Below are 11,711 nucleotides of genomic sequence, written 5' to 3'. Positions count from 1 at the left end.
TTGTGCAATGGAGTGTGTATCGCTTTTTTGTAAGTAAAGAAGATGTGAAGCAAGCTGTAACAGAGATCATTTATAACAAATTTCAATGTTGTTAATTAACAATTCGCGCTCTAACGAATCCTAATAACCTTAATACGTTGAAAAGTAACATTTTTTTGTTCTAACGAATCTGACAGACGTTATTGTGAGATGAGTATATAGAAACAAGGTATTTTTTCCAAAATAACGACTATACAGTTTGTTAGAGTAAGAATTTGCTGATTTTTGAACATATAAGATTTAATGAGTTCGTTAGCTACTTGTTTGCACACTGAATAGGTGTAAGAAGTTTACGATTAATAATTATCAAATTAGTTGAGAGTGATATCTAGTTGTGAAAGTGATATAACATATTGCAAAAAATTCAAATGATGAGAAAGTCGATCTAACTTACTTGACATGCATAGGCATTCAATGATATTATATCGGAGTGCGCCTGATGACTAGGTATAAGAATTCTTATTGTTCATTTATGAACCGCCTGGATCTGTGGGCTTAAATTAGGGGTAAAATGTCTACCAACATAAAGGCATGAAATAAGGGAAGGGGGTGGCAACATGCCAACAATTAACCAGCTAGTACGTAAAGGTCGTCAAGCGAAAGTAGTTAAATCGAAATCGCCAGCCTTGCAAAAAGGTTTTAACGCATTGAAACGTGAATCAACAAACATGAGCGCTCCTCAAAAGCGTGGTGTGTGCACTCGTGTAGGAACTATGACTCCAAGGAAACCGAACTCCGCACTTCGTAAATATGCTCGTGTTCGTTTAACGAACCGCTTAGAAGTTACGGCTTACATTCCAGGAATCGGACACAACCTACAAGAGCATAGCGTTGTTTTGATCCGTGGCGGTAAAGTAAAAGACTTAGCAGGAGTACGTTATCATATCGTTCGTGGTGCACTTGATACTGCGGGTGTTAACAACCGTATGCAAGCTCGTTCGAAATACGGTACGAAACGTCCTAAAGCTAAAAAATCATAATATGACCCCTAACGGGTTACAACATGCTAGACTAATTGACTATTAGAAGAAAGGGGGACTTTCTCATGCCACGCAAAGGTCCTGTAACGAAACGTGATGTGCTTCCAGATCCGGTTTACAATAGTAAATTGGTTACTCGTCTAATCAACCGTATTATGATTGACGGTAAAAGAGGCGTTGCACAAACACTACTATATGATGCTTTCAAACTTATTCAAGAACGCTCGGGAAAAGATCCAATGGAAGTTTTTGAAGCAGCTTTGAAAAACATTATGCCAGTTCTTGAGGTTAAAGCACGCCGTGTAGGTGGAGCTAACTATCAAGTACCTATCGAAGTTAAACCTGAGCGCCGTACTGCTCTTGGTCTTCGTTGGTTGGTAAACTATTCACGTAACCGCGGCGAAAAGACAATGGAAGAGCGTCTAGCTGCTGAAATTCTTGATGCTTCCAATAACACTGGTGCATCTGTTAAAAAGCGTGAAGACACGCACAAAATGGCTGAAGCAAACAAAGCGTTTGCTCACTACCGTTGGTAGAATAACCATAAACGAGAGGAGACAATTTTATGTCAAGAGAGTTCTCCTTGAACAATACGCGTAACATCGGGATTATGGCTCATATTGATGCTGGTAAAACGACTACTACTGAGCGTATCTTGTTCTTCACAGGCCGAGTTCACAAAATCGGTGAGGTGCACGAAGGTGCAGCTACGATGGACTGGATGGAGCAAGAGCAAGAGCGTGGTATCACGATTACTTCTGCTGCGACAACTGCACAGTGGAATGGTCACCGCATCAATATTATTGACACCCCAGGACACGTTGACTTCACAGTTGAAGTAGAACGTTCCCTACGCGTATTGGACGGGGCCGTTGGGGTTTTCAGTGCTAAAGAGGGCGTTGAGCCACAGTCTGAAACTGTATGGCGTCAAGCAGATCGTTATAACGTTCCGCGGATCGCTTACATTAATAAGATGGACATCATCGGTGCTGATTTCCTAAATGTTATCAAAGACATGCGTGAGCGTCTTCAAGCTAATGCTGTTGCGATTCAAATTCCGATCGGCGCAGAGTCTGACTTTGTCGGCGTAATCGATATCGTTGAACGTAAAGCATACAAGTATAAAGACGATACAGGCAAAGACCCAATCGAAGTTGATATTCCTGCTGAGTACGCTGACCAATTGGAAGAGCTACGCACGGAATTGATCGAGAAGGTTGCTGAGCTGGACGAAGAATTAACGATGAAATATTTGGAAGGTGAAGAAATCACTATTCCAGAAATCAAAGCAGCACTACGTAAGGGTGTTTGCGAAGTTAAAATCTTCCCAGTTATCGTTGGTTCATCCTACCGTAACAAAGGTGTTCAATTGATGTTGGATGCTGTTGTTGACTATCTTCCATCGCCACTTGATGTACCAGCTATCAAAGGTACTCTTGAAGACGGTGAAGAGGGTTCAAGACCATCTTCCGATACTGAGCCTTTCGCAGCATTGGCTTTCAAAATCATGACGGATCCTTATGTTGGTAGATTGACGTTCTTCCGTGTATACTCAGGCGTACTAAAATCCGGTTCGTATGTTCTTAACTCAACTAAGGGCAAACGTGAGCGTATTGGACGTATTCTTCAGATGCATGCGAACTCTCGTCAAGAAATCTCGGAAGTTTACGCTGGTGACATCGCTGCTGCAGTTGGTCTTAAAGATACAACTACAGGTGATACACTTTGCGAAGAGAAGAACATCATTGTTCTTGAATCTATGAACTTCCCTGAGCCAGTTATCTCGGTTGCTATCGAACCAAAAACGAAAGCTGACCAAGATAAACTAGGTATCGCAATTTCCAAGCTTGCTGAAGAAGATCCTACTTTCCGTGCACGTACAGACGAAGAAACTAACCAGACGATCATTTCTGGTATGGGTGAGCTTCACCTTGAGATTCTAGTTGACCGTATGTTGCGTGAATTCAAAGTTGAAACAAACGTTGGTGCACCTCAGGTTGCTTACCGTGAAACGTTCCGTGAAGCTGCGAAGGTTGAAGGTAAGTTCGTTCGTCAGTCCGGTGGTAAAGGTCAATTCGGACATTGTTGGGTTGAATTCTCACCACTTGAGCCAGGTTCAGGCTTCATATTCGAAAACAAAACGGTTGGTGGATCGATTCCTCGTGAATTTATCGCTCCAATCCAAGCTGGTATCGAAGAGTCAATGAAGAACGGCGTTATCGCTGGCTTCCCACTCGTTGATGTTAAAGCTGTAGTTGTTGACGGATCTTACCATGATGTTGACTCCTCGGAGATGGCGTTTAAAATTGCAGGTTCTATGGCGCTTAAAGCTGCTAAAGAAAAATGTAAGCCAGTTCTTCTTGAGCCAATCATGAAAGTTGAAGTTACTGTTCCTGAAGAGTACATGGGCGATGTTATGGGTATGCTTAACTCCCGTCGTGGTCGTATCGAAGGTATGGATTCCCGTGCAGGTGCACAAATTATCCGTTCCAAGGTACCTCTCTCCGAGATGTTTGGTTACTCCACAACTCTACGTTCCGGTACTCAAGGACGCGGTGTATTCTCCATGGAGCTTTCGCACTATGAAGAAGTACCAAAATCGATTGCTGAAGCAATCATTGCTAAAAACAAAGGTGAGTAATTCATTGCTCCCCGCATAAATAAAGTTAGTTTCTGGCCGTCATCAGGTATGCTTGCACTCTCGGTGATGGCCCCCACATAAAAATTTAAGTTAAATTGAGGAGGCATCTGTTCAATGGCTAAGGCAAAATTTGAACGTAATAAACCGCATGTTAACATCGGTACAATTGGTCACGTCGATCACGGTAAAACAACTTTGACTGCTGCAATCACAACTGTACTTTCTAAAAAATACGGCGGTGTAGCAACTGCATTCGACCAAATCGATAAAGCTCCAGAAGAGCGCGAGCGTGGTATCACGATCTCGACAGCTCACGTTGAGTATGAGACGCCTAACCGTCACTACGCACACGTTGACTGCCCAGGTCACGCCGACTACGTTAAGAACATGATCACTGGTGCTGCACAAATGGACGGAGCAATCCTTGTTGTTTCCGCTACTGACGGCCCAATGCCACAAACTCGTGAGCACATCTTGCTTTCTAAGCAAGTTGGCGTACCTCACATCGTAGTATTCTTGAACAAATGTGATATGGTTGAAGACGAAGAGCTTCTTGAACTAGTTGAGATGGAAGTTCGCGACCTTCTTTCCGAGTACGATTTCCCAGGCGATGATACTCCAATCATCCGTGGTTCTGCTCGTGAAGCTTTGCAAAACCCAGATGGCGATTGGGCTGGTAAAATTATCGAATTGTTCGACCAAATCGATACTTTCATCCCAACTCCAGAACGCGACACGGCTAAGCCTTTCCTTATGCCAGTCGAGGATGTATTCACAATCACAGGCCGTGGTACAGTTGCTACAGGTCGCGTAGAGCGTGGAATTATCAAAGTGGGCGACGAGATCGAAATCGTTGGTCTTCAAGAAGAAACTCGCAAATCCGTTGTTACGGGCGTTGAGATGTTCCGTAAATTGCTTGATTCAGCTCAAGCAGGCGACAACGTAGGCGCATTGCTTCGTGGTGTAGACCGCAGCAACATCGAGCGTGGCCAAGTTTTGGCTAAACCAGGTTCAGTAAAGCAACATACTGACTTCACAGCTCAAATCTACGTTCTAACTAAAGAAGAGGGTGGCCGTCACAAGCCTTTCTTCACTGGTTACCGTCCACAATTCTATTTCCGTACAACTGACGTAACAGGTATCATCAACCTGCCTGAAGGTACTGAAATGGTTATGCCTGGCGATAACATCACAGTTACAGTTGAACTAATTGCTCCAATCGCAGTTGAAGAAGGAACTCGCTTCTCCATCCGTGAAGGCGGCCGTACTGTAGGCGCTGGCGCAGTAGCAACTATCCAAAAATAATACAATGCGGCTTAGCCGCATAGTATATAGAAACCCTCACTTCGGTGAGGGTTTTTTGCATTTTTATAAAAAAGGTGTATTTGTTTGAATTTACTGATAAGTTTGGATTGACTGATTACCTTATCTGGAATTAAGATAGCTAGTATAGTTAATAGAATGAAGTCGCTTACTTTCATACAAAAATCGAACTGGCAGAGTGCGTCCATCAACTTTATTTACTAAAAGCGATAAAGCATTACTGCGAAGTTGTTGTACAGCGACGAAATTATTTGGCCATATATAATTGAGAGGGGTACTCAAATGAAAAAGAAATTTTGGCTTGGACTAGCACTTGCTTCACTTATGGTTGTAACAACGGCATGTGGCGGGAATGGTGGAGGGACAACTTCAAGTGATAAAAAGTTCAAAGTTGCAATCTCACAAGTTGTAGAACATCCATCACTTGATGCAACACGTGAAGGATTTTTGGCGGCACTAAAAGATGCAGGCATAGAGATAGAATTGGATTATAATAATGCGCAAGGTGATGCAAACAACTTCAAGGCGATCGCAGAAAAAATTGCTTCAAGTGATGCAGATTTGGCGTTAGGAATTGCAACACCGAATACTCAATCACTAGTTGAAGCTGTCAAAGACATTCCAGTCGTATTCGCGGCAATTACAGACCCAGTAAAAGCAGGAATCGTATCGCAACTTAAAGCACCGGGAGGCAATGTTACGGGTGCAGCAGATATGAACCCAGAATCCGTTGGGAAAACGATGGATTTTATTGCAAAAGAATTTCCGAATGTGAAAACTGTCGGCCTCGTTATTGATGAGTCAGAAGATAATGCAGTCATTATGAGTGGTATTGCAGAAAAGGCGTTAGCAAATCACAATATTAAATTAATAAAAGCTCCGATTGCTAACGTATCAGACATTCAACAAGCAGCTCAATCGTTAGTTGGACGCGTAGATGCAATCTATATTACTTTGGACAATAATGTTGTGTCTGGAGTTGATTCCATCATTGATGTTGCAAATGAAAATGATATTCCTTTTTTCTCAGCAGACCGCGATACAGTTGAAAAAGGTGCATTCGCGACATACGGTTTTAAATATTATGACCACGGTTATGAAGCAGGCCAAATTGCTATTGAAATTTTGAAAAATGGCAAGAAACCTGGTGATTTAGATGTAACTGTTCCGCAAAAATTAGACTACATTCTTAACTTGAAGGCTGCAGCAGAACAAGGTATTACCGTTACAGATGCAATGAAAGCTTACGTAAAAGATCCTGCAACAAATATATTTGAATAGGTATTACCTGAATTTATTTTAAAAATGGGGTGACGAGTTACTGGTTCACCCCATTTCTATGAAAACTGGGAGGCATGCCTCATGATGACATCTATGATAGGAGCATTAGAGAGTGGATTATTGTACTCATTAATGGCTTTAGGCGTATTTATTACTTATCGAATTTTGGATTTTCCCGATTTAACTGTCGATGGAAGCTTTACGACAGGGGCTGCAATTGGAACAGTTATGACTATTAGTGGTACACCCCCGTGGCTTGCAATTATTTATGCATTTATAGGTGGTGCTTTGGCAGGAATGTGCACAGGGCTACTTCATACTAAAGGTAAAATTAACGGATTATTATCAGGTATTATTATGATGATTGCACTCTATTCCATTAATTTAAGAATACTGGGCAAACCTGTTTTATCACTTCGTAATGAAGCAAACGCTTTTGACGAGGCTCCTATTTGGTTAGTAGGCTCAATCATTTCAATTTCGGTTGTAGTATTACTTTTATTATTTTTGAAAACAAATATGGGATTAAGTTTGCGAGCTACAGGCGACAATAACCGAATGATACGTAGTTTCGGTGCTAATACAGACAATACGATTATTTTGGGAGTAGCGTTATCGAATGCATTAGTTGCATGTTCTGGTGCACTAGTAGCACATTCTTTAAATGGTGCAAATAACTCATTGGGTATAGGTATGATTGTTATTGGTTTGGCATCCGTTATTATTGGAGAAGCAATTTTCGGTTCACAGTCGCTTATCCGATCATTAATTGCGGTTGTAGTTGGTGCAATCATTTATAGAATTATTTATGCGCTTGCACTTCGAGTGCCTTGGCTTGATTCGCAAGATATGAAACTGATAACAGCAGTAATTATTATATGTGCACTTGTTATTCCAAGTGTACGAAGAGCGATTAAGCAGAAATCACTGGCTAAGAAGCGGACGGAAGAAGTATTGGCTTCCCTAGGGCAATCAGGTACGGGAGGTGCGCGATAATGTTAAGGATAGATGGAGTATCAAAGCTCTTTAATCCTGGGACGGTTGATGAAAAGATTGCTCTTATGAATGCGAACCTTCAGCTTAACCCGGGTGATTTTGTAACAGTAATCGGAAGTAATGGTGCTGGTAAGTCGACGCTTATGAATATTATCTCAGGAGTAATGAAACCTGATGCGGGAAAAGTATATATTGATAATAATGATGTAAGTCAAATTTCTGAATTCAAAAGAAGTAAATGGATAGGTCGCGTATTCCAAGATCCAATGGCAGGTACAGCGCCAAGAATGACAATCGAAGAAAACTTAGCAATCGCGTATAAGCGCGGTAAGTCGAGAGTTCTAAGCTTTGGTGTTACGGGACATACACGAAAAATATTCCGAGAAGAACTTAGTCGTCTTGGTATCGGCCTTGAAAATCGAATGAAAGCAAAAGTAGGAATGTTGTCAGGTGGCGAACGCCAAGCACTAAGTCTTCTTATGGCAACGTTCACTTCCCCGCAAATTTTATTGTTGGACGAGCATACAGCAGCATTAGATCCTGCTCGTGCGGAACTAGTCACCACACTTACGGAAAACATAGTGCGTGATCTCAACCTAACAACATTAATGGTTACACATAATATGGAGCAAGCCATTCGACTCGGCAATCGACTTATTATGATGGATAAAGGTAAAATCATTCTCCAAGTTGATGAGAAACGTAAAAAGGATCTGACTGTAGAGCAGTTGCTCGGGGAGTTCGAGCAGATCAGCGGTAAGAAGATGGCAGATGATCGTGTCGTATTGGGATAAATTTATACTATCGATTAAGTATGTGTAGCAGTTATAATAATTGAGGAAGCAGCGACGATGTCGTTGCTTTTCTTTATAATAGAAGAAACACATTGAAAGTTGATGAATAACCGATGAAAAAGCGTCAGTTACAGTTGATAATGCTGAGCTAATTTCGATCTGGAATGGTTGCTGTCAATGTACTCAAGTCCTAAATGGTTTTAAATGTAGAACAGGGAACAGGGCTAATTCAGGGGCGAAACAGAGTAATTGTTGCTTTATGCTTGTAATGAACTTGTCTAGATGATGATTAAAGATGATTCTTGCTTTAAGTGTAGAAATGCGCCTAGTTTTGGGTCACCTTCGAAAAAATCTGTAATTAAGTGTAGATATACGCTTAATTGCAGATAGAACCTTTTAAAGTAGATAAATAAACGCAGTAATGTACTTAGATGAAACTTAAGTCTCCAATAAAGTCTGGCTTCAATTTTATTAATACACATAATTCGTGGACTTCTACCGATAGATCGATTTAGTACTGCCGGTTCTTAGTATGCATAGAGATACGAAAGAATGTACACCACTCACATCGATGACCAAATTCAATGATATATTTCCCAACTAAAACATTTATGAATAGAAGTTAAAATTATAGTTGCAATCGCCCGCCTAATTCGATATAATATTGAATGTTGGTCTGACGTTGCGTTGATGTGAGAGGTTGCCGACACACCCGGCCCCTTTGCCATGGGGCTCGTGAAGGGTTATTCTCACGGAGTATGTCCGATTAAAAAATTGGGCGATAGAAGGAGGGACTTATATGGCAAAGCAAAAGATTCGTATCCGCTTGAAAGCATACGATCACAGAATTCTTGATCAGTCCGCAGAGAAAATCGTGGAAACTGCAAAACGTTCCGGTGCAAGTGTATCCGGGCCGATTCCGTTGCCAACGGAAAAGCAAATTATCACTGTTCTTCGTGCGGTACACAAGTACAAGGATTCCAGGGAACAATTCGAAATGCGCACTCATAAGCGTTTGATCGATATTGTAAACCCGACGCCACAAACGGTTGATGCGCTTATGCGCCTTGATTTACCGTCTGGTGTAGATATCGAGATCAAACTGTAATAAACGTATATACGATCATAGAGAGGGAATGAGGTGTCAACATGAAAGGTATCTTAGGGAAAAAACTTGGAATGACTCAAGTGTTTACTCCTGAAGGAAACGTAATTCCAGTAACTGTAATCGAAGCTGGCCCTTGCGTAGTACTTCAGAAGAAGGATGTAGAAACTGACGGCTATGAAGCTGTACAATTCGGTTTCGCAGACCAAAAACCTAGAATTACAGACAAAGAAACAAAGCAAAAAAGGTTTAATAAAACGGAAGCTGGTCACGCTAGCAAAGCTGGTACGACTCCTAAGCGCTACGTTCGTGAGATTCGTGGCATTAACCTTGCTGACTACGAAGTTGGTCAACAAGTTAAAGCAGACTTGTTCACAGCAGGCGAATTCGTTGACGTAACAGGTATTTCCAAAGGTAAAGGCTTTGCCGGCGTAATTAAACGTTGGGGACAAAGTACTGGACCAATGTCTCACGGTTCCCGCTATCACCGCGGACCGGGTTCGATGGGTTCCATTCAAGCAAACCGTGTACCGAAAGGCAAACGCCTTCCAGGACATATGGGTAGTGAAACAGTTACTATTCAAAAGCTTGAAGTTATCCGCATCGACACAGATCGCAACGTAATTCTAGTTAAAGGTTCTGTACCAGGACCGAAAAACGGATTCGTTAAAGTAAAACAAACAGTTAAGAACTAATCGCTCTTAAGGAAAGGAGGAACACGAAATGCCTAAAGTAACAGTATTTAACGTGAGCGGTGCTCAAGTTGGAGAGCTTGAACTAGCTGAAAGCATCTTCGGCATCGAGCCTAACACTCATGTTATGCACAGCATGGTTGTTTTGCAGCAAGCTGCAGAGCGCCAAGGAACGCATAAGACAAAAGGTCGCTCCGAAGTACGCGGCGGTGGTCGTAAACCTTGGAAACAAAAAGGTACTGGACGCGCTCGTCAAGGTAGCATTCGCTCCCCGCAATGGGTTGGCGGTGGAACAGTATTTGGTCCAACTCCACGCTCATACGGCTTCAAATTGCCTAAGAAAGTTCGTCGTCTTGCAATCAAGTCTGCATTGTCTTCAAAAGTGATCGCTAACGAAATTATCGTTCTTGATCAATTGACATTCGCGGCTCCTAAGACGAAAGAATTCGCAAACATTTTGACAAACCTTAAAGCTGACCGTAAAGCACTAGTAGTTACAGCAAACTATGAGGATAACGTTGCATTGTCTGCACGTAACATTCCTGGTGTGAAATTCGTAGCAGCTGACGGCATTAATGTTCGTGATGTTCTTGTCTATGACAAGCTTATCATTACTAAAGAAGCAGTAGAGAAAGTACAGGAGGTGCTTGCGTAATGAAAAATCCACGCGATATTATCAAGCGCCCGGTTATTACGGAACGTACGAGCGATTACATGGCTGTCAAACGTTATGTGTTTGAAGTAGATCTTCGCGCGAACAAAACCGAAATAAAACAAGCTATCGAAGCAATCTTTAACGTAAAAGTAACCGGCGTTAACACAATGCGTGTAGCGGGTAAACCGAAACGTTATGGTAAACATAGCGGCTACAGACCTGACTGGAAAAAAGCGATCGTTCAATTGAGCGGTGACAGCAAAGAACTTGAGTTCTTTGAAACGTCTGTTTAGAAAAGGAGGGAATACAAGTGCCAATCAAAAAGTACAAACCGACATCTCCTGCGCGTCGTAACATGTCCGTATCGACATTCGAAGAAATTACGACAAGCACACCGGAGAAATCGTTGCTAGCACCTCTTTTCAAAAGAGCAGGCCGCAACAACCAAGGTAAAATCACGGTTCGTCACCACGGTGGTGGACACAAACGTAAATACCGTATTATTGACTTCAAACGTAATAAAGACGGCATTGTTGGTAACGTTGCGACGATCGAATACGATCCAAACCGTACATCTAACATCGCTTTGATCCATTACGTTGACGGTGCGAAAGCTTACATCATCGCTCCTAAAGGCCTTAAAGTAGGCGATAAAATCACTTCTGGTGTTGGCTCTGATATCAAAATCGGTAACGCGTTGCCGCTTGCGAATATCCCTGTCGGTACAGTTATCCACAACATCGAGTTGAAACCAGGTAAAGGCGGCCAATTGGTACGCGCAGCTGGAACAGAAGCTCAATTGTTGGGTAAAGAAGAAGATTACGTATCAATCCGCTTGAGCTCTGGTGAGGTTCGTCGTATTCTTAGCACTTGCCGTGCAACAATCGGTTCTGTTGGTAACGAAGATCATGAACTAATTAAGATCGGTAAAGCCGGCCGTAACCGTTGGCTTGGCAAGCGTCCTACAGTTCGTGGTGTAGTAATGAACCCTAACGATCACCCACACGGTGGTGGTGAAGGTCGCGCTCCAATCGGACGTAAGTCGCCATTGTCTCCTTGGGGCAAACCGACTCTCGGCTACAAAACACGCAAGAAAAAGAAAGCATCGAGCCAATACATTATTCGTCGTCGTACGAAGTAATAATTGCTTGATACAGTCCGCGTGATGGAGGCATCGCGCCAGCGCTTACGTGAAGGGAGGAACA

At 42.3% G+C, this 11,711-nt stretch carries 12 protein-coding genes; all 12 read left to right on the top strand.

What is annotated here, in order from left to right; translation table 11 throughout:
• The first annotated feature begins 596 nt into the window (after window positions 1–596).
• The 12 genes from rpsL (at window position 597) to rplB (ending at window position 11,647) form a co-directional block, all read left to right on the top strand.
• Window positions 597–1,019 (top strand): 30S ribosomal protein S12, encoded by a 423-nt coding sequence (rpsL, locus tag I6N90_RS23705; protein ID WP_197938315.1) that lies wholly within the window; start codon window positions 597–599, stop codon window positions 1,017–1,019.
• A 65-nt stretch (window positions 1,020–1,084) separates the two neighbouring features.
• Window positions 1,085–1,555 carry a 30S ribosomal protein S7 gene (gene rpsG / locus I6N90_RS23700; RefSeq protein ID WP_137186572.1) on the top strand — a complete coding sequence of 157 codons (471 nt, stop codon included), beginning with the start codon at window positions 1,085–1,087 and terminating at the stop codon, window positions 1,553–1,555.
• Window positions 1,556–1,584: 29 nt separating this feature from the next.
• Window positions 1,585–3,660, top strand: a complete 2,076-nt coding sequence (gene fusA, locus I6N90_RS23695; protein WP_197938313.1) for an elongation factor G — start codon at window positions 1,585–1,587, stop codon at window positions 3,658–3,660.
• 114 nt (window positions 3,661–3,774) lie between these two features.
• The gene (gene tuf / locus I6N90_RS23690; protein ID WP_197938311.1) at window positions 3,775–4,965 is read left to right on the top strand and encodes an elongation factor Tu; all 1,191 of its coding nucleotides are present in this window, start codon (window positions 3,775–3,777) and stop codon (window positions 4,963–4,965) included.
• A gap of 300 nt (window positions 4,966–5,265) precedes the next feature.
• A complete protein-coding gene (locus tag I6N90_RS23685) occupies window positions 5,266–6,264 on the top strand; it encodes an ABC transporter substrate-binding protein (protein ID WP_197938310.1) in 999 nt (332 codons plus the stop codon).
• Between the two features lie 81 nt (window positions 6,265–6,345).
• Entirely contained in the window at window positions 6,346–7,260 is a 915-nt protein-coding gene (locus I6N90_RS23680) for an ABC transporter permease (RefSeq protein WP_197938309.1), read from the top strand.
• Window positions 7,260–8,054: an ABC transporter ATP-binding protein gene (locus I6N90_RS23675; protein ID WP_197938308.1), complete on the top strand. Its 795-nt coding sequence runs from the start codon at window positions 7,260–7,262 to the stop codon at window positions 8,052–8,054. The genes I6N90_RS23680 and I6N90_RS23675 overlap by 1 nt, the downstream gene beginning before the upstream one ends.
• 799 nt (window positions 8,055–8,853) lie before the next feature.
• Window positions 8,854–9,162 carry a 30S ribosomal protein S10 gene (gene rpsJ, locus I6N90_RS23670; protein WP_197938307.1) on the top strand — a complete coding sequence of 103 codons (309 nt, stop codon included), beginning with the start codon at window positions 8,854–8,856 and terminating at the stop codon, window positions 9,160–9,162.
• Between the two features lie 41 nt (window positions 9,163–9,203).
• Entirely contained in the window at window positions 9,204–9,854 is a 651-nt protein-coding gene (gene rplC / locus I6N90_RS23665) for a 50S ribosomal protein L3 (RefSeq protein ID WP_197938306.1), read from the top strand.
• Between the two features lie 28 nt (window positions 9,855–9,882).
• Complete coding sequence (rplD, locus tag I6N90_RS23660; protein WP_197938305.1) at window positions 9,883–10,506, top strand: 50S ribosomal protein L4; 624 nt, start codon at window positions 9,883–9,885, stop codon at window positions 10,504–10,506.
• Window positions 10,506–10,799 (top strand): 50S ribosomal protein L23, encoded by a 294-nt coding sequence (gene rplW / locus I6N90_RS23655; RefSeq protein ID WP_197938304.1) that lies wholly within the window; start codon window positions 10,506–10,508, stop codon window positions 10,797–10,799. The genes rplD and rplW overlap by 1 nt, the downstream gene beginning before the upstream one ends.
• Window positions 10,800–10,816: 17 nt before the next feature.
• The gene (rplB, locus tag I6N90_RS23650) at window positions 10,817–11,647 is read left to right on the top strand and encodes a 50S ribosomal protein L2 (RefSeq protein ID WP_197938302.1); all 831 of its coding nucleotides are present in this window, start codon (window positions 10,817–10,819) and stop codon (window positions 11,645–11,647) included.
• The last annotated feature ends 64 nt before the right edge of the window (window positions 11,648–11,711 follow it).

Origin of the sequence: Paenibacillus sp. GSMTC-2017 (assembly GCF_016019935.1) — a bacterium.
Classification (GTDB): Bacteria; Bacillota; Bacilli; order Paenibacillales; family Paenibacillaceae; genus Pristimantibacillus.
Note: the sequence above shows the minus strand (reverse complement) of the source record. Positions and strands in the feature narration are given on the sequence as shown.

Bases quoted from the DNA above. Each gene is read 5' to 3' on its own strand.
- rpsL (WP_197938315.1), top strand. From the start codon at position 597: ATGCCAACAATTAACCAGCTAGTACGTAAAGGTCGTCAAGCGAAAGTA.
- rpsG (WP_137186572.1), top strand. From the start codon at position 1,085: ATGCCACGCAAAGGTCCTGTAACGAAACGTGATGTGCTTCCAGATCCG.
- fusA (WP_197938313.1), top strand. From the start codon at position 1,585: ATGTCAAGAGAGTTCTCCTTGAACAATACGCGTAACATCGGGATTATG.
- tuf (WP_197938311.1), top strand. From the start codon at position 3,775: ATGGCTAAGGCAAAATTTGAACGTAATAAACCGCATGTTAACATCGGT.
- I6N90_RS23685 (WP_197938310.1), top strand. From the start codon at position 5,266: ATGAAAAAGAAATTTTGGCTTGGACTAGCACTTGCTTCACTTATGGTT.
- I6N90_RS23680 (WP_197938309.1), top strand. From the start codon at position 6,346: ATGATGACATCTATGATAGGAGCATTAGAGAGTGGATTATTGTACTCA.
- I6N90_RS23675 (WP_197938308.1), top strand. From the start codon at position 7,260: ATGTTAAGGATAGATGGAGTATCAAAGCTCTTTAATCCTGGGACGGTT.
- rpsJ (WP_197938307.1), top strand. From the start codon at position 8,854: ATGGCAAAGCAAAAGATTCGTATCCGCTTGAAAGCATACGATCACAGA.
- rplC (WP_197938306.1), top strand. From the start codon at position 9,204: ATGAAAGGTATCTTAGGGAAAAAACTTGGAATGACTCAAGTGTTTACT.
- rplD (WP_197938305.1), top strand. From the start codon at position 9,883: ATGCCTAAAGTAACAGTATTTAACGTGAGCGGTGCTCAAGTTGGAGAG.
- rplW (WP_197938304.1), top strand. From the start codon at position 10,506: ATGAAAAATCCACGCGATATTATCAAGCGCCCGGTTATTACGGAACGT.